The organism is Seonamhaeicola aphaedonensis, assembly GCF_003386195.1.
Lineage (GTDB): Bacteria > Bacteroidota > Bacteroidia > Flavobacteriales > Flavobacteriaceae > Seonamhaeicola > Seonamhaeicola aphaedonensis.
In genome coordinates this window covers 628,935-646,183 of sequence record NZ_QRDX01000001.1, presented here as the reverse complement: position 1 = coordinate 646,183, position 17,249 = coordinate 628,935, and the positions used below count along the sequence as shown (strand labels likewise).

General features: G+C 33.2%; 17 protein-coding genes and 1 tRNA gene. 9 read left to right on the top strand and 9 right to left on the bottom strand.

The features are described 5' to 3' along the window. Positions 1 to 3: 3 nt before the first annotated feature. Positions 4 to 1,221 carry a 2-oxoglutarate dehydrogenase complex dihydrolipoyllysine-residue succinyltransferase gene (odhB, locus tag DFQ02_RS02820; protein WP_116039452.1) on the top strand — a complete coding sequence of 406 codons (1,218 nt, stop codon included), beginning with the start codon at positions 4 to 6 and terminating at the stop codon, positions 1,219 to 1,221. Positions 1,222 to 1,691: 470 nt separating this feature from the next. Here the strand turns inward: odhB and DFQ02_RS02815 are convergent, their stop codons facing one another. Continuing rightward, positions 1,692 to 2,132, bottom strand: coding sequence for a retropepsin-like aspartic protease family protein (locus DFQ02_RS02815; protein WP_116039451.1), 441 nt, complete (start codon positions 2,130 to 2,132; stop codon positions 1,692 to 1,694). Positions 2,133 to 2,202: 70 nt separating this feature from the next. Between DFQ02_RS02815 and DFQ02_RS02810 the strand changes: the two genes are divergently transcribed. The 8 genes from DFQ02_RS02810 to DFQ02_RS02775 all read left to right on the top strand — a co-directional run bounded on the left by DFQ02_RS02810 (position 2,203) and on the right by DFQ02_RS02775 (position 7,342). Continuing rightward, positions 2,203 to 2,970: a TatD family hydrolase gene (locus DFQ02_RS02810; protein WP_116039675.1), complete on the top strand. Its 768-nt coding sequence runs from the start codon at positions 2,203 to 2,205 to the stop codon at positions 2,968 to 2,970. A gap of 3 nt (positions 2,971 to 2,973) precedes the next feature. Beyond that, complete coding sequence (locus DFQ02_RS02805; protein WP_116039450.1) at positions 2,974 to 4,005, top strand: asparaginase; 1,032 nt, start codon at positions 2,974 to 2,976, stop codon at positions 4,003 to 4,005. Between the two features lie 80 nt (positions 4,006 to 4,085). After that, positions 4,086 to 4,173 (top strand) — tRNA-Ser (locus tag DFQ02_RS02800). Positions 4,174 to 4,246: 73 nt separating this feature from the next. Then, complete coding sequence (locus tag DFQ02_RS02795) at positions 4,247 to 5,011, top strand: MotA/TolQ/ExbB proton channel family protein (protein ID WP_116039449.1); 765 nt, start codon at positions 4,247 to 4,249, stop codon at positions 5,009 to 5,011. A 22-nt stretch (positions 5,012 to 5,033) separates the two neighbouring features. Continuing rightward, entirely contained in the window at positions 5,034 to 5,465 is a 432-nt protein-coding gene (locus DFQ02_RS02790; protein ID WP_116039448.1) for a hypothetical protein, read from the top strand. 4 nt (positions 5,466 to 5,469) lie between these two features. Continuing rightward, positions 5,470 to 6,057, top strand: a complete 588-nt coding sequence (locus tag DFQ02_RS02785; protein WP_116039447.1) for an ExbD/TolR family protein — start codon at positions 5,470 to 5,472, stop codon at positions 6,055 to 6,057. Between the two features lie 16 nt (positions 6,058 to 6,073). After that, the gene (locus DFQ02_RS02780; protein ID WP_116039446.1) at positions 6,074 to 6,547 is read left to right on the top strand and encodes an ExbD/TolR family protein; all 474 of its coding nucleotides are present in this window, start codon (positions 6,074 to 6,076) and stop codon (positions 6,545 to 6,547) included. A gap of 108 nt (positions 6,548 to 6,655) precedes the next feature. After that, positions 6,656 to 7,342 carry a porin family protein gene (locus DFQ02_RS02775; protein ID WP_116039445.1) on the top strand — a complete coding sequence of 229 codons (687 nt, stop codon included), beginning with the start codon at positions 6,656 to 6,658 and terminating at the stop codon, positions 7,340 to 7,342. Here the strand turns inward: DFQ02_RS02775 and DFQ02_RS02770 are convergent. From DFQ02_RS02770 to tsf, 8 genes are all read right to left on the bottom strand, one after another. Then, a complete protein-coding gene (locus DFQ02_RS02770) occupies positions 7,337 to 7,942 on the bottom strand; it encodes a hypothetical protein (RefSeq protein WP_116039444.1) in 606 nt (201 codons plus the stop codon). The genes DFQ02_RS02775 and DFQ02_RS02770 overlap by 6 nt on opposite strands. Then, the gene (gene rpoN / locus DFQ02_RS02765) at positions 7,942 to 9,396 is read right to left on the bottom strand and encodes an RNA polymerase factor sigma-54 (protein WP_116039443.1); all 1,455 of its coding nucleotides are present in this window, start codon (positions 9,394 to 9,396) and stop codon (positions 7,942 to 7,944) included. Before rpoN ends, DFQ02_RS02770 begins: the two co-directional genes overlap by 1 nt. A 74-nt stretch (positions 9,397 to 9,470) precedes the next feature. Continuing rightward, positions 9,471 to 10,904, bottom strand: coding sequence for an asparagine--tRNA ligase (gene asnS / locus DFQ02_RS02760; protein ID WP_116039442.1), 1,434 nt, complete (start codon positions 10,902 to 10,904; stop codon positions 9,471 to 9,473). A gap of 114 nt (positions 10,905 to 11,018) precedes the next feature. Continuing rightward, entirely contained in the window at positions 11,019 to 13,406 is a 2,388-nt protein-coding gene (locus DFQ02_RS02755; protein WP_116039441.1) for an efflux RND transporter permease subunit, read from the bottom strand. A 47-nt stretch (positions 13,407 to 13,453) separates the two neighbouring features. Further along, on the bottom strand, positions 13,454 to 14,725 hold the full coding sequence (locus DFQ02_RS02750; RefSeq protein WP_220340187.1) for a DUF5686 family protein: 1,272 nt from the start codon (positions 14,723 to 14,725) through the stop codon (positions 13,454 to 13,456). Between the two features lie 62 nt (positions 14,726 to 14,787). Beyond that, positions 14,788 to 15,345 (bottom strand): ribosome recycling factor, encoded by a 558-nt coding sequence (frr, locus tag DFQ02_RS02745; protein WP_116039440.1) that lies wholly within the window; start codon positions 15,343 to 15,345, stop codon positions 14,788 to 14,790. 48 nt (positions 15,346 to 15,393) lie between these two features. After that, on the bottom strand, positions 15,394 to 16,101 hold the full coding sequence (gene pyrH / locus DFQ02_RS02740) for a UMP kinase (protein WP_116039439.1): 708 nt from the start codon (positions 16,099 to 16,101) through the stop codon (positions 15,394 to 15,396). A 170-nt stretch (positions 16,102 to 16,271) separates the two neighbouring features. Next, the gene (gene tsf / locus DFQ02_RS02735) at positions 16,272 to 17,246 is read right to left on the bottom strand and encodes a translation elongation factor Ts (RefSeq protein ID WP_116039438.1); all 975 of its coding nucleotides are present in this window, start codon (positions 17,244 to 17,246) and stop codon (positions 16,272 to 16,274) included. Between the last annotated feature and the right edge of the window lie 3 nt (positions 17,247 to 17,249).

Sequence of the window (17,249 nt, the reverse complement as noted above, 5' to 3'; positions counted from 1 at the left end):
GAGATGATTTTAGAAATGAAGGTACCATCGCCAGGAGAGTCTATTACCGAGGTAGAAATAGCTACATGGCTAGTTGAAGATGGCGATTATGTGGAAAAAGACCAAGCTATAGCAGAGGTGGATAGTGATAAGGCTACCTTAGAGTTGCCTGCTGAAGCGAGTGGTACTATTACTTTAAAAGCAGAAGAAGGTGATGCAGTTGCTGTTGGAGCTGTAGTTTGCCATATAGATACGGCTGCTGAAAAGCCTGAAGGAGGAGAAGCTTCAGCCAAGGAAGTTGTTAAAGAAGAAGCTCCTTTGGCCGAGGCCGTAGCAAATGCACCGACACAACAATCGTCAACTTATGCAACTGGAACAGCAAGTCCTGCTGCTAAAAAGATTTTAGCTGAAAAAGGAATTGAGGCAGCTTCTGTAAATGGAACTGGTAAAGACGGACGGGTTACTAAAGAAGATGCTATTAAAGCAGTGCCTTCTATGGGAACACCTACAGGCGGTAATCGTAGCACTTCTAGAAGTAAAATGTCTATGCTACGTCGAAAAGTAGCAGAGCGTTTGGTTGAGGCTAAAAATACAACAGCGATGTTAACTACTTTTAATGAAGTTGATATGTCTCCAATTTTTGCCTTAAGAAACGAATACAAAGAAACTTTTAAAGCAAAGCATGGTGTTAGTTTAGGGTTTATGAGTTTCTTCACTTTAGCTGTGGTTAGGGCTTTAAAAATGTATCCAGCAGTAAACTCTATGATAGATGGCAAGGAAATGTTAACTTATGATTTTTGTGATATTAGTATTGCAGTTTCAGGACCAAAAGGATTAATGGTGCCAGTCATTAGAAATGCTGAAAATTTAAGTTTTAGAGGGGTAGAATCAGAGGTGAAACGTTTAGCGCTTCGTGCAAGAGATGGACAAATTACCGTAGATGAAATGACTGGTGGTACATTTACTATTACCAATGGAGGTGTATTTGGTAGCATGTTGTCTACACCCATTATCAATCCGCCTCAAAGTGGTATTTTAGGAATGCACAACATTGTTGAACGTCCTGTAGCTGTTGATGGTAAAGTTGAGATTAGACCAATAATGTATGTAGCATTATCATATGATCATAGAATTATTGATGGTAAAGAAAGTGTTGGGTTTTTGGTGGCTGTTAAAGAAGCATTAGAAAATCCCGTTGAGATTTTAATGGATAATGATGTTAAAAAGGCATTAGAATTATAAAAAAATCTCTATCTTATAAATAAGAAAAAAGGATGTTCGATTAGAACATCTTTTTTTTTACTTGATAGTATGTATAAAAAGTGAAAGCTCTAGACCAAAATGATACTAGAGCTTTCTTAATTCTCCCAAAGAACTAATTAATAGCAAGGTAAAGATAATCTAAAGAACTTGTTTAGGAAATACGCACTTCTACGTATTTTTTAAGTGAACCTTATTTAGATTTTCACAAATAGTAAGGTGAAGATGTTTTATTGTCTAACTCTCATTTATCAAAAATATTGCTAGATGTTTGTAAACTGTCCTGAGAGCAATTGATAGTTCTTGAGCTGTTTTGTTTTCAGAAAAAAATATAAAGACTAAACGACTAAAGATTTCTAGTTAAATAGTATTTTTAAATGAAGGTAATCATCAATAAATTTAGTGAAATAGATTTTTCAAGGGTTTCAGGAAAATAAAATAATTGGACTAAATTATATTTTTAAATACAAGTATTTCTTGTCATAATCGATAACTGCTTTACCCTTTTTTAGAATATCGGCACCTATAATCCCATCAACTGGCTTAGAATTATGATTAACCAATGCCGTATTTACATGTGTTAAGTTAAACAGTACTAAAACTACTTTGTCATGACGCCATTTACCTATTTTGATTTTATTTTTATTTGACATTTTGGTTTCCATATCAGTGGCGCCAGCACCCGCAGCTTTAATAAGAGAATCTTTTGCCTTCAATTTGAAGGTTTCAACAGCCTCAAAATCAACACAGGAATTAGAGGCTCCAGTATCAAGAATAAATACCCCTTTTTGACCATTTATTGAAGCCTTAATCTCAAAGTGGTTGGTCTTGGTAAGGTGTAATTTTATTTTGGTATACCCTTTTTCTAGCAAATATTCTTGAAGTGTTTTCATCAAATTATTTTTTAGACAAATATAATCATGTAAAAAAATTATTTTTACAAAAATATTAATGGAAAATCTTTTGATTATAACAGATACCCACACGCATTTATATAGCGAAGCTTTTGATGAAGATAGGCATGAGATGATTCAGCGAGCTATAGACCAGAATATATCACGATTTTTTATTCCAGCCATCGATTCAACTTATACGACGTCTATGTTGCAATTGGAAGAAGACTTTCCTAATAATGTGTTTTTAATGATGGGATTGCACCCAACGCATGTTAATGAGAATTTCAGAGAAGAGTTACAACATGTAGAAGAGATGTTGACTAAAAGATCTTTTTATGCTCTTGGAGAAATTGGGATAGATTTGTATTGGGACAAAACTACACTTGCTATTCAGCAAGAAGCTTTTAAGTATCAGATTGAATTGGCTAAACATTATAATTTACCAATTGTAATTCATTGTAGAGAGGCTTTTAATGAAATATTTGAAGTTTTAGACGAGGTCAAACATGATAAACTTTTTGGAATTTTTCATTGCTTTACTGGTACACTAGAGCAGGCGCATAAAGTAATTTCCTTTAACATGAAACTAGGTATAGGTGGTGTGGCTACTTTTAAAAACGGTAAGATTGATACCTTTTTAAATGAAATAGATTTAAAGCATATTGTTTTGGAAACAGATGCACCTTATCTGGCGCCTGTACCATACAGAGGAAAACGAAATGAAAGTGTATATATATTAAAGGTGTTGGATAAGCTTTCAGAAATTTATAATTTACCAGTAGAAGTAATTGCAGCCATAACAACTCAAAATTCTAAACATGTATTTGGTGTTTAATTTATGAATCAGTCGAAACCCAAAATATTGTTGATTTATACCGGTGGAACCATTGGTATGATTAGGGATTTTAAATCCGGCGTTTTAAAGGCATTCGATTTTAAAACACTTTTAGATAAAATACCAGAGTTACAACTTTTAGATTGTAATATTGAAACGGTGTCTTTTAAAGAACCTATCGATTCTAGTAATATGAATCCTAGATATTGGGTTCAGATAGCAGAAGTAATTAAAAAGAGTTATGATGCTTTTGATGGTTTTGTAGTGTTACATGGTAGTGACACCATGAGCTACACGGCCTCAGCCCTAAGTTTTATGTTAGAGAATTTAGCAAAACCCGTTGTGTTTACAGGGTCACAATTACCTATTGGAGATTTAAGAACCGATGCTAAAGAGAATTTAATCACTTCCGTCCAAGTAGCATCTTTACAAAAAGATAACAAACCAATAATCAAAGAAGTTTGTTTGTATTTTGAATACAAATTATACAGAGGTAATAGAACCACAAAAATGAATGCCGAACATTTTGAAGCTTTTGCATCTCCTAATTACAATGAATTGGCTATATCTGGTGTACATTTAAAAGTGAATAAAAAATATTTATTCAATCCAGATATAGAGAAACCATTGCAGGTTCATAAAAACCTTGATAACAATATAGCACTTATCAAGTTGTTTCCTGGCATTACTAAATCGGTTATTCAGAGTGTTTTTGAGACGTCAGATTTAAAAGCTGTGATTTTGGAAACTTACGGAGCGGGAAATTGTACTACAGAACCTTGGTTTATTAATTTGTTAGAAGAAAGAATTTCTGGAGGGGTGCATATTATTAATATAACCCAGTGTCTAGGTGGAAGTGTTATGATGGGACACTATGAAACCAGTATTGGGCTCAAAAAAATCGGGGTTATATCTGGTAAAGATATTACTACAGAAGCAGCAATTACTAAGGCAATGTACCTGTTAGGACAGAATATTTCTAAAGAAAATTTCAAATCAACTTACGAAATGTCTTTAAGAGGAGAAATGACCTAAAATTAACATTATAAAATTTTAAGATTTAAAGAATTTTTTGTTATTTCATCCCCCGTAATTAATACGATTGAAATATTTATAGAGAGGTGGCCGAGTGGTCGAAGGCGCACGCCTGGAAAGTGTGTATACCTCAAAAGGGTATCGAGGGTTCGAATCCCTTCCTCTCTGCTGTTATTTTTACTGTTTAATTGCTTTTTTTTTTTATCTTTAACACTTTAACTAATAAAATTAAGATCGAGACATGAAAAGATTATTTTCTATCCTAGCCATTACAGGAATGATGGTATTTGGAACTGCTAATGCAACTACAATTGCAACCACAACAACTACTGTAACAATTCAAGAAGATACTGATGCTGCAGCACCAGCTGAATCACTTGGATTTCATCAAGAATTAAAAAAGCGTTTCATTGAAGGTGGGCCAGAGTTTATGGGAATCGTTTTGTTATGTTTAATTCTTGGTTTAGCAATTGCTATTGAGAGAATTATCTTTTTAAACCTTTCTACTACGAATACTAAAAAATTAACTCAAGAAGTAGAAGATGCCTTATCTTCTGGAGGTGTTGAAGCTGCAAAAGAAGTTTGTAGAAATACTAAAGGACCTATTGCTTCTATTTTCTATCAAGGATTAGATAGAACTGATGAAGGACTTGATGCTGCCGAAAAAGCTGTTGTAGCTTACGGAGGTGTTCAAATGGGACAATTAGAGAAAAATGTATCTTGGATTTCATTATTTATTGCACTGGCACCAATGTTAGGTTTTATGGGAACGGTAATAGGTATGATTCAAGCATTTGATAAAATTGAAGCTGCAGGAGACATGCAACCTTCATTAGTAGCTGGAGGTATTAAAGTGGCACTTTTAACAACTGTTTTTGGTCTGGTAGTGGCAATTATACTTCAAATTTTTTACAATTACATCATTGCTAAAATTGATAGCATCGTTAATGATATGGAGGATGCCTCTATAACGTTAATGGATCTGTTAATTAGAAACAAGAAGTAATAATTTAAATACCAAAAAAATTATGGGTTTACATAAAGTATTAAAAATAGTAGCTTTCGCACTTGCTATTATTGGAGCAATATTTGCTTTAATGATTATGGCTGGCGATGAAGAGGCTGCACAAAGCATGGGAGGTAACATGTTGTATGTTTCTTATGTAGTGCTTTTTATAATTGTTGCACTAGTATTAATATTTGTTATAAAAGGTTTGTTTGCAGGTAATGTAAAAAAGACGTTAATGTCGGTAGGTGCTTTTTTAGCAATAATAGTATTGTCATATGCCATGTCATCTGGAACAGATTTAGATTTACAACCGTTTGTAGATAAAGGTGCAGATGTTACAGAAGCAACCTCAAAACGAGTAGGAGCTGGATTATATGCATTTTATGTATTAGCTATATTAGCGATTGCATCTATGGCTTATTCGGGAGTAAAAAAAATATTTAATAAATAACACTATGGCAAAAAGAGCAGCACCAGAAGTAAATGCAGGCTCCATGGCCGACATTGCGTTCTTATTACTGATATTTTTCTTGGTAACAACTACCATTGAGGTAGACTCTGGGATTAACCGTAAGTTACCCCCAATGGAAGAGTCTGATGAGGATGTGGTTATCAAGCAAAAGAACATTTTTACGGTTTTACTGAATGGCAAAGATCAATTACTTGTAGAAGACGAGTTAATGGAGCTGAAAGATTTAAGAAAAGCAGCCGTTGAGTTTTTAGATAATGGTGGTGATGGATCATGTAACTATTGTAATGGAAAAAAAGATCCTAAATCATCAGATAATCCTGATAAGGCAATAATTTCTTTAAAGAACGAGAGAGAAACCACTTATAAGACTTACATAGCTGTTCAAAATGAATTAGTAGCGGCTTATAATGAATTAAGAAATATAAGAGCTCAAAATGTACATGGTAAGTCCTTCACAGAGATGGAAGCCAACTACAAAGACGTTAATTGGCCAGGGAATAAAGAAAGACTAAAAGAAAAGATAGACCAAATTAAGTTGGAATATCCACAAAAGCTTTCAGAAGTACAATAATTTAACATTTACTAATATGTCTAAATTTAAAAAGAAAAAGAGCGGTGCCTTACCAGCTATATCTACAGCATCTCTACCAGATATTGTATTTATGTTATTATTCTTTTTCATGGTGGCCACTGTTATGAGGGAAAACACCTTGATGATTGAGAATAATTTACCGTTTGCAGATCAGGTTGAAAAGCTTGATAAAAAAGATTTGGTTATGTATATATACGCAGGTAAACCAAGCGAAAATTTTAAGCAATACGGTACAGAAGCAAGAATTCAATTAAATGATAAACTTGCTGATGTTAAAGATATTGCAGCTTTTATTGCTGCAGAAAGGGCTGCCAAAAGAGAAGAGTTGATTCCTTTTTTAACTACAGCATTGAAGGTTGATAGTGATGCAAACATGGGATTAATTGGCGATATTAAGCAAGAATTACGAAAAGTTAATGCGCTTAAAATCAACTATACTACCAAAAAAGGTAGCGTGTTTGGAAGATAGTTTATAATCTTGATTTTATTATAAGTAGTGAGGCGTTTTGAATTTTCAAAACGCCTTTTTTTCATTGGAGCAATTTTTATTTTGTTGAATTTTGTCTAATATGTTAACATGAAATATTTTGTACTTATTATGCTTTGTTTTTTAAGCATAGAACAAATAGTTGCTCAACAATATGTTGAAGTAGAAGCAGATTCGCTTTATAAGGAAGATCAATTCTATGCTGGAGTTACATATAATTTATTGGGTGAAAAACTAGATGGGTTAAAGCAAAGTGGATTTTCATTAGGTTTTCAGTTAGGTTTCATAAAAGATATGCCCATAAATAAAAGGAGGAATGTAGCGTTTGGATTAGGACTCGGGTATTCAGCTAATTCATTTAATCAAAACTTGCTCATTAATAGAGGATCTAATGGTTTAGTATATAGTATTTTAGATAATGAAACTTTTTCAAAAAATAAGTTTTCAAACCATTTAATAGAAGTTCCTTTTGAATTTAGGTGGCGCTCATCGACTCCTTTAAACTACAGCTTTTGGAGAATTTATACTGGCTTTAAGGTCAGCTATGTTGTTGCACATACTACAATATACAAAGGAGATTTGGGGACTATTAAACTTAGGGATATTGAAGACTTTAATAAATTTCAATATGGGTTGACCCTCAGCTTAGGGTATGATACTTGGAATATCTATATGTACTATGCTTTAAATTCTATCTTTTCAGATAACGTTACAATCAACGGTGAACAATTAAACATGAATACCATAAAAATTGGCCTTATGTTTTACATTTTATAGCCAATAAGGCACTAAGATTAGTTGCGGAATTACACCAACAAAAATACCCATTAATAACTCTTTATATGTATGCGCATTAACATGAAGTCTTGAGGTTGCAACTGCTCCACTTATAATAGCCATTAAGGCTAACGTACCATTAATATTAATGCTAAAATGAATACTCAAGGCTATGAAATACATAAATACTCCTGAAACGGCTATCATGTGTATACTGGCTTTAAATTTTAAAAATGCGAGAATTAAACAAGCCATGGATGAGATTAAAATACCAACAAAGAAAAAATACAACTCAATTATTTGTGTCGGTGTTAGAATACGTTGAATAACAATAATTACAACAATACAATTGAGAACTAATGGTAAAATACGTTCAGATGTTGTTTCAAGGTGGATTGATTTAACCTTTCCTAATGTTTTTAATAAGAAATACAAAAGGATGGGTAGCACTACGGAGAGAATGAATAGTGATATTAATTTAGCTCCAATAACCTCCTTTGGAATGAATCTGGGTGATTTGGAAAAGTAGAATATAACACCCAGTAAAGGCATCAATAATGGATGAAAAATAAACGAGATACTCTTTAAAATATGGTCCATTATATTTTTTTACGTAATCTGGCAACAGGAATATCAAGCTGCTCTCTGTATTTAGCAACAGTCCTACGAGCTATAGGATAACCTTTTTCTTTTAAAATACCCGCTAAAATTTCATCGGTTAATGGTTTTTTCTTGTCTTCTTCTTCAATAACGGTTTCTAATATTTTCTTAATTTCTTTGGTAGAGACATCTTCACCTTGATCATTTTTCATGGATTCTGAAAAGAATTCCTTAATTAATTTTGTGCCGTAAGGCGTATCAACATATTTGCTATTAGCAACTCTAGAAACTGTAGAAACATCCATATTAATTTCATCTGCAATATCTTTAAGAATCATAGGCTTTAGATTACGCTCGTCACCAGTCAAAAAATATTCTTTTTGATAATGCATAATGGCACTCATAGTCACAAAAAGTGTCTGCTGTCTCTGCTTAATGGCTTCAATAAACCATTTAGCCGCATCTAATTTTTGCTTTATGAAAACTACAGCATCTTTCTGGGATTTGGATTTATCTTTTGCTTCCTTATACCCCTTTAGCATATTGTTGTATTCTCTTGAAACATGAAGTTCTGGTGCATTCCTACCATTAAGAGTTAATTCTAGTTCACCATCAACTATTTTAATGGCAAAATCCGGTACAATATGCTCAACAATGCGGTTATTACCAGAATAAGAACCTCCCGGTTTGGGGTTTAGGTGTTCAATTTCTGAAATCGCATCTTTTAATTGCGTTTCAGAAATATCAAATTTTTGAATTAACTTTTGATAGTGTTTCTTGGTAAATTGTTCAAATGCTTTGTCTATAATATCTATAGCTAATTCTGTATCTGGTGTTTTTTCTTTTCTATGAAGTTGAATACTCAGGCACTCTTGTAAATTTCTCGCACCAACTCCAGCAGGGTCTAACTGATGTACAATTTTAAGAACATCTTTAATTTTAGATTCTTCAGTATAAACATTTTGTGTAAATGCCAAATCATCCATAATGTCTGTTAAAGACCTTCTTATATAGCCACTCTCATCAACACTTCCGACTAAAAACTCTGCTATATCTCTTTCTTCATCTGTTAGTCTATAAGTATTTAGTTGATTTATTAAATGTTGTGTAAATGAGGTTCCAGCAGCATAAGGCATTGTTTTTTCTTCATCGTCACTACTATAATTATTGGTTTGTGTACGATAATCTGGAATTTCATCATCACTTAAATATTCATCAACATTGATGTCTTCTGCATTAATGGTTTCGTTGTCATTATAATCGTCATTATTATCGAATTCAGAATCATACTCCTCAGTTTTATCTTTACCGCCTTCTAAGGCAGGATTTTCTTCTAATTCTTGTTTGAGCCTTTGCTCAAAAGCTTGTGTTGGCAACTGAATCAATTTCATTAATTGAATCTGCTGAGGCGATAGTTTTTGCGATAACTTAAACTGTAAATGTTGTTTGAGCATATTTTGATTTGGTTTGAGTTAAAAGTATAAAATTTCTTTTAACTACAATACTTGTACCACAACCAAAATTGAGGCTAAAATTCTGCGTTTTGTGGAGTTCTTGGGAAAGGAATAACGTCTCTAATATTACACATGCCAGTTACAAACATTACTAAACGCTCAAACCCCAGTCCAAAACCAGAATGAATGGCAGTACCGTATTTTCTTAGATCTAAATACCACCAGAGTTCGTCTTCGGGTATATTTAAAGCCGCCATTTTTTGTTTTAAGACTTCTAAACGCTCTTCACGTTGTGCGCCTCCAACAATTTCACCGATGCCCGGAAATAAAATATCCATAGCACGAACTGTTTTGCCGTCATCATTTAAACGCATGTAAAATGCTTTGATATTTGCCGGATAGTCGAATATAATTACTGGACATTTAAAGTGCTTTTCTACCAAAAATCGTTCATGCTCACTTTGTAAATCACAGCCCCAATCATTGACAATATATTTGAATTTCTTTTTCTTATTTGGTTTACTATTTCTGAGAATATCAATAGCTTCGGTGTAGCTTACGCGCTTAAAGTGATTATCTGTAATAAATTTTAGTTTTTCAATAAGCGTCATGTCACTTCTTTCGGCTTGAGGTTTTTTCTTATCTTCATCCTGTTGGCGTTTATCCAGAAATTCTAGGTCATCACGGTTATTATCAAGCACATATTTAATAACAAATTTTAAGAAGTCTTCGGCTAAATCCATATTACCAGCTAAGTCCATAAATGCTACTTCGGGTTCAATCATCCAAAACTCAGCTAAATGGCGTGAAGTATTAGAGTTTTCGGCTCTAAAAGTAGGGCCAAACGTATATACCTTTCCAAGTGACATGGCATATGTCTCAGCTTCTAACTGACCAGAAACCGTTAAATTGGTTTCCTTTCCAAAGAAATCCTTGGAATAATCTACTTTGTCACTCCCGTTTTTTGGTAAATTATTTACGTCTAAACTCGTTACTTTAAACATTTCACCTGCTCCTTCAGCATCACTACCAGTTATTATTGGGGCGTGCATATAATAAAAACCATGCTCATTAAAGTATTTATGAACGGCATATGAAAGTGCCGACCTTAAACGCATTACAGCACTGAAGGTATTAGTTCTAGTGCGTAAGTGCGCATTTTCTCTTAAAAATTCAAACGAATGCTTTTTGGGTTGAATAGGGTATTCTTCAGGGTCAGAATCACCTAAAACTTCTAATGTTTTTACTTGAATCTCAACTTTTTGTCCTTTACCCTGGCTTTCTACAAGTTCGCCAGTAATGTGAATTGCGGCTCCCGTGGTAACTCGCTTTAATAAAGCTTCATCAAAATTTTCAAAATCTACTACGCATTGAATGTTGTTTAATGTTGACCCATCGTTTAACGCAATAAAGCGGTTTGCTCTAAAAGTTCTAACCCAACCTTTTACTTCTACTTCTGGAAAGGCAATATCTTTTGATAATAATTCTGAAACGCTATAATGACGCATTAAATCTTAATTTTGAATGTAAATATAAAAAAAGCCTTTCGGCTTCCAAGTTTAATTTAACTAAAAAATATAATTCTATAAGTAAAAACCTGAGAAATATTATTTATTGAAAGGTTATTCAAACTCATCCTCTTCTGGAATAATATTTATAGCGGGTTCTCTTAAAATTGCTTTATTAGCAATGCTACGTTCTAACGAGAGTAATAAAGAAGGAAGTAACAACAGATTAGATAACATGGCAAACAATAAAGTGGCCGAAACTAAAGCACCTAAGGCCACGGTGCCACCAAAGCTTGAGATGGTAAACACTGAAAAACCAAAAAAGAGCACAATAGATGTGTAAAACATACTAACCCCAGTTTCGCGTAAAGCACCATAAACAGAAACTTTAATTTTCCAGCTATTTGCCTGTAATTCTTGTCTGTATTTAGCTAAAAAGTGAATAGTGTCATCTACCGAAATCCCAAAAGCGATACTAAATACCAAAATAGTAGAAGGTTTAATAGGAACCCCTAGATAGCCCATCAATCCAGCAGTTACCAATAACGGTAGTAGGTTGGGGATTAATGAAATAACAATCATTCTTGCAGAACGAAACATATAGGCCATAAATATTGAAATTAAGAATATAGCTAATGATAGTGATATAGCTAAATTTTTAACTAGATATTTGGTACCTTTCTGAAATACGAGCGCTTTACCAGTCATGGTGACATTATATCGTTCCTTTGGAAAAACCTTATCTATTTTGTTTTGTAAATTTTCTTCAATACGCTCCATTTTATCGGTACCAATATCTTTCATAAAGGTGGTTATTCTGGCATATTGCCCTGTACTATCTACAAAGTTATTGAGCAAATCTAGATCAGAAGACGAATTTCTAGCATATGATAAAATGAAGTTGTTTTCTTGCGATGTAGGTAGTTGATAATATTTAGGGTTTCCGTTATAGTAAGCTTGTTTTGAATATTTAACTAGACTAACTACTGAAATAGGCTTTGATAGTTCAGGGATTTCAATAATGAGATCTTCTAACTCATCCATACGTTTGAGCGTGGCGAGTTTCATAACCCCCTTTTTGCGCTTTGTATCTACAATAAATTCTAAAGGCATGATACCGTTAAACTCTTCTTCAAAAAAGCGGATATCTTTAAAAAAATCTGCTTCTTTGGGCATGTCTTCAACTAAACTACCAGAGATTTTAATCTGATAAATCCCTATAATACTTACAATAAGCAAAACAACCGATGTGGTATATATGGCAATTCGTTTTTGCTTAACCATGCGTTCCATCCAATCTACAAAACCACCAATCCAACGCTTGTTTAAATGCTCTAAGTGTCGGTCTTTAGGGTGAGGTAAGAAGGTATAGATAATTGGGATTATAAGTAGACATAAAATAAAAATAGCTAAAATACTTAAGGATGCTACTACCCCAAATTCTTTTAAGAGTTGACTTTCAGTAAGTATAAAAGTAGCAAACCCAGAAGCAGTGGTTACGTTAGTCATTAAGGTAGCATTACCAATTTTGGTAATAACACGTTGTAATGATTTTACTTTATTACCATGAAGTTTTACCTCATGTTGGTACTTGTTAATTAAAAAGATACAATTAGGGATACCAATAACTATAATTAAAGGAGGGATTAATGCTGTTAAAACAGTTATTTCGTAATTAAATAATCCAATAATGCCAAGCGTCCACATGACCCCAATACAAACTACAATAAGCGAAATGAAAGTAGCTCTAAATGACCTAAAAAAGAAAAAGAAAATAATAGATGTAACCAGTAATGCAGCAATCACAAAAAGGTTAATTTCATCAATGATGTTTTGAGAATTTAGGGTGCGTATGTATGGCATCCCAGATACCCTAATATCTAGATCATGGGCTTTCTCAAAAGACTCTATTTTATCTGTTAAGATATCAATTACAAAATCTTTTCTTGCCGATGTATTTACAATATCCTTTTTTAAATAAATAGCAGTCCTAACCGTTTGAGTTTCTTTGTTAAACAAAAAGTTATCATAAAACGGATACTTGTGAAACAATTCGTTTTGTAAAGTTTCAATTTGTTGAACTGTTGCAATAGAATCCTTAATAAAAGGTTCTAAATCAAACTTTTCATTGCTTGTGTCTTTTACAAGTTTTTGGAGGTCTTTAATAGAAACTACCGTCTCAACTTCTTTGTAGTTTTTAAAACTATTAGAAAGTTTATTCCAAGCGTTAAGTTTTTCAATAGTAAATAAAGAACTGTCTCTTACTCCTAAAACAATAAGATTTCCTTCTTCACCAAAGGTTTTTAAGAAGTTATTGTAGGTAATATTAACCTCGTGTTCATCTGGTAATAAGTTCGCTTCGGTATAGGTAAAGCGCATGTTGTCCCACTGTTTGCTAAATAACAACGTAGTAACAATAATACCAATAAGAATAATGATTTTATTACGTAAAATCAATCTTGCGGTAACATCCCAAAAGTCTTTGCTAAACAGTTTAAACATACCTTTTATGAAAGCAGCGCAAAGGTAGAAAAAACCCTTGTATTACCTCATAAAGTCACGTTAAATGTAAACTTTAAAGCAAGATTGTCTGTAAATTCAGGTAAATGATATCCGCCGTAACGGTAGGTGAAGCTTAAACCAAAACCAAAGAGTAGTTTATTAATTTCGAATCCAGATTCTGTGTATCCTTTTTTTAGAGTTTTGAAACTAATATTTTCATGTTGTTCTGGAGATTCCATATCACCAATGGCGAATCTTGAAATTAAAACTAATTGTGGTTTGAGACGTTCTGAAATATTAAAAGGTTTAAAAAAATGTTTCGCTTGAATGGTTGTAAACTTATCAGAAAAGAACTCGTTAAAATACATGGTTTCAAAACTATTTAACCCAGCTACAGAGAAGCGTTGCATAACCGTTTCTTTTGTTATGTTATTTGGGTAAGCATGATACAAATGTGTTATGGGAGTATCACCGATTGCTAGACCAGAAACCAATGTTAATTCAGAATAACTGTCTTTGTTAACAATGATTTTGTGAATGGTTCTAAAATCAATTTTAGAAAAATTGAAATCACTTTTAAAGACATTTTTAATACTTTTTGAGTACTGAAGTGTGAATTTGGGATATCCTTGTTTAGTTTCTTTTACACCGTTTTCAGTTAGATTAAACTCACTAAAAGGATTCCATTGAAAAGCCATTTTAGCTACGCTTAGTCTAAAGTTATTTAATGATGTACTATTAGTATTGAAACTATATTGGTAAGTTGGGTTAATATTGCTAACTGAAAATTCAGTTTTGGTATTTAACTCATCAAATAATTGATGCTCTATTCCAATAGATTTTGTAATATGTCGATGAAACAAATCGATATTCAATAATCTGGGTTCAAAAAAGTGAAAGAACCTACCGTCTGTTAGAAATTTAGTGCTTCCAGTTTCTTGTAAATCATCGGTATAAGAAAGACTTAACCAGGTATTGGTTTTAGGCGCTAACCTGAACGCTCCACCTAAACTAAATTTGAATTCATCATCTCTAAAGCCATAAACTGTATACCCATTAACTTTGAATTTTTTTGAGAAGTTTTCATTGGTGGTACCACCAATACCAGTACGGATGCCTTCGTATTGATTGAATTTTATTAAATACCTTAAATCGAAATTGAAATATTTGCTAGGTAAATAACCATTCCCTAAATGCTTAATGAAGGTTTCTTTTTTAACAGAATCTCTTGTGATTTCCTTAAAGCTACTAAAAGAAGCCTGACTGTTTAATAAGTTAAAACAAAAAATAATTACAAAAAGAAGACAATGCTTAAGCATATTATTAAACAGAACTAATTGTTGAAAAAAAAAGCGACATAATCGTCGCTTTAGTTAAATTTTTAAACGGTCATAATTTCCTTTTCTTTTATATGGAAAATATCATCTGCTTTCTTAACGTAAGAATCTGTCATTTCTTGTATGTCTATTTCTGCGTTACCCTTAAGGTCTTCAGAAGCATCATCTAATTTTTTAATATCATTCATGGCATCTTTACGAGCATTTCTAATACCAATTTTGGCATCTTCACCTTCTGCTTTAGCTTGTTTGGAAAGATCTCGTCTGCGTTCCTCTGTTAAAGGAGGAACATTAATAATAATACTTTCACCATTATTCATTGGGTTAAAACCTAAGTTAGCTATCATAATAGCACGTTCAATTTCTTGAAGCATAGACTTTTCCCATGGCTGAACGGTGATAGTTCTTCCGTCAGGTGTATTAACATTGGCTACTTGGTTAAGTGGTGTTTGAGAGCCGTAATAATCTACCATGACACTCCCTAGCATCGCAGGACTTGCTTTTCCTGCTCTAATATTAGAAAGTTGTTTTTCTAAATGCTTAATGGCATTATCCATAGCTTCTTTTGCTGTATCTAATATAAATTGTATGTCTTCGTTCATAGTTTTAAAATTTTACTTGGTATTGAGAATCAAAAATTACACCAAATTTTATACGTTAACTACAGTTCCAATTTCTTCACCAGAAACTACTTTAAGCAAATTACCTTTTTTATTCATATCGAAAACAATGATTGGTAATTCATTTTCTTGACTTAAAGTGAACGCTGTAGTATCCATAACTTTGAGTCCCTTACTTAAAACTTCATCAAATGAAATATGATTAAACTTAATAGCCTTTTTGTCTTTTTCTGGATCTGCGGTGTAAATACCATCTACACGCGTTCCTTTTAAAATAACATCAGCTTCAATTTCAATAGCTCTTAATACCGCAGCTGAATCTGTTGTAAAATAAGGATTTCCAGTACCACCTCCAAAAATAACTACACGGCCTTTTTCTAGATGTCGCATGGCTCTTCTTCTAATAAATGGTTCTGCAACTTCATTAATTTTAATTGCGGTTTGAAGTCTGGTTTCAATATTTGCATCTTCCAAGGCTCCTTGTAAAGCCAAACCATTAATAACGGTTGCAAGCATTCCCATATGATCTCCCTGTACTCTGTCCATGCCTTTACTAGCACCTGCAACACCTCTAAAAATGTTGCCACCACCAATAACAATGGCAACTTCAACACCTTTATCTGTAATCTCTTTTATGTCTTTTGCATATTCTGATAATCGATCAGGGTCTATGCCATATTGACGATTTCCCATTAGAGCTTCGCCTGATAGTTTGAGGAGTATTCTTTTATATTTCATTAGTTGTTAATACTGAAGTTGTGCAAAACTACGCAAAATTTTATTCTATATAATGATTAAATTAATGCAATTACTATATATGATTTGGATTAAGGAAACAAAAAAACCACCACTCCAAAGTAGAGCGGTGGTTTATAAATATTTAAAATTCCCTTGTTAAAGACTTCTGATTACCCTAAGGTAACTCTCTTAAATCCTGTGATTTCAACTTCACCATATGAAGCAACATACTGTTCAACAGTTTTCTTCTCATCCTTGATGAAGTTTTGATTTAATAAGCACTGCTCTTGATCTAGCGTCGTGTTATCAGAAATAAAACGTTGCATTTTACCTGGTAAAATTCTGTCCCAAATTTGCTCTGGCTTACCTTCAGCTTTTAATTCAGCTTTTGCAGCTTCTTCAGCTTCGGCAATCACTTCAGGAGTTAATTGCGCTTGTGAAATGTATTTAGGAACATTTTTAAGAGTTTTACCTAAACGTGCTAGTTCTTCGTTGTCTTTTTCTATGGCAGCTATTCTAGCTTCAGTTTCAGAAGCTACATAAGCAGGATCAAAATCTTTGTAAGATAGTGTAGTAGCTCCCATAGAAGCGATTTGCATTGCTACATCTTTAGCTAAAGTTTCAACATTATTTACAACACTAGAAAAACCTACTATTGCTGCAATTTTGTTAATATGAACGTAAGAACCAACATAAGCGGCTTCTACTTTTTCAAATGCTTTAATGTCTAGTTTTTCACCAATTACGCCTGTTTGCTCAACTAACTTATCGGCAACAGTCATCCCACCAAAATCCGCAGCTAAAAATTCTTCTTTAGAAGACGTGTTTAATGCAATTTCTCCAAGCTCACTAGCTAGCGCTAAAAAGTTTTCGTTTTTACCAACAAAATCTGTTTCGCAGCCCAGTACAATTGCTACACCAACAGTGTTGTCTGCATTTACTTTTGCCACAGCCGCACCTTCAGTAGATTCTCTGTCGGCTCTTTTTGCCGCTACTTTTTGTCCCTTTTTACGTAAAACTTCAATAGCTTTATCAAAATCTCCTTCTGCTTCAACTAAAGCTTTTTTGCAGTCCATCATACCTGCACCAGTAGCTTGTCTTAGTTTGTTAACCTCTTGGGCTGTTATTTTTACTGTAGTACTCATTGT

What these genes read in the sequence shown, in the direction of transcription:
- odhB (WP_116039452.1), top strand. Translation starts at nt 4, where the DNA reads ATGATTTTAGAAATGAAGGTACCATCGCCAGGAGAGTCTATTACCGAG.
- DFQ02_RS02815 (WP_116039451.1), bottom strand. Translation starts at nt 2,132, where the DNA reads ATGAAAACACTTCAAGAATATTTGCTAGAAAAAGGGTATACCAAAATA.
- DFQ02_RS02805 (WP_116039450.1), top strand. Translation starts at nt 2,974, where the DNA reads ATGAATCAGTCGAAACCCAAAATATTGTTGATTTATACCGGTGGAACC.
- DFQ02_RS02795 (WP_116039449.1), top strand. Translation starts at nt 4,247, where the DNA reads ATGAAAAGATTATTTTCTATCCTAGCCATTACAGGAATGATGGTATTT.
- DFQ02_RS02790 (WP_116039448.1), top strand. Translation starts at nt 5,034, where the DNA reads ATGGGTTTACATAAAGTATTAAAAATAGTAGCTTTCGCACTTGCTATT.
- DFQ02_RS02785 (WP_116039447.1), top strand. Translation starts at nt 5,470, where the DNA reads ATGGCAAAAAGAGCAGCACCAGAAGTAAATGCAGGCTCCATGGCCGAC.
- DFQ02_RS02780 (WP_116039446.1), top strand. Translation starts at nt 6,074, where the DNA reads ATGTCTAAATTTAAAAAGAAAAAGAGCGGTGCCTTACCAGCTATATCT.
- DFQ02_RS02775 (WP_116039445.1), top strand. Translation starts at nt 6,656, where the DNA reads ATGAAATATTTTGTACTTATTATGCTTTGTTTTTTAAGCATAGAACAA.
- DFQ02_RS02770 (WP_116039444.1), bottom strand. Translation starts at nt 7,942, where the DNA reads ATGGACCATATTTTAAAGAGTATCTCGTTTATTTTTCATCCATTATTG.
- rpoN (WP_116039443.1), bottom strand. Translation starts at nt 9,396, where the DNA reads ATGCTCAAACAACATTTACAGTTTAAGTTATCGCAAAAACTATCGCCT.
- asnS (WP_116039442.1), bottom strand. Translation starts at nt 10,904, where the DNA reads ATGCGTCATTATAGCGTTTCAGAATTATTATCAAAAGATATTGCCTTT.
- DFQ02_RS02755 (WP_116039441.1), bottom strand. Translation starts at nt 13,406, where the DNA reads ATGTTTAAACTGTTTAGCAAAGACTTTTGGGATGTTACCGCAAGATTG.
- DFQ02_RS02750 (WP_220340187.1), bottom strand. Translation starts at nt 14,725, where the DNA reads ATGCTTAAGCATTGTCTTCTTTTTGTAATTATTTTTTGTTTTAACTTA.
- frr (WP_116039440.1), bottom strand. Translation starts at nt 15,345, where the DNA reads ATGAACGAAGACATACAATTTATATTAGATACAGCAAAAGAAGCTATG.
- pyrH (WP_116039439.1), bottom strand. Translation starts at nt 16,101, where the DNA reads ATGAAATATAAAAGAATACTCCTCAAACTATCAGGCGAAGCTCTAATG.
- tsf (WP_116039438.1), bottom strand. Translation starts at nt 17,246, where the DNA reads ATGAGTACTACAGTAAAAATAACAGCCCAAGAGGTTAACAAACTAAGA.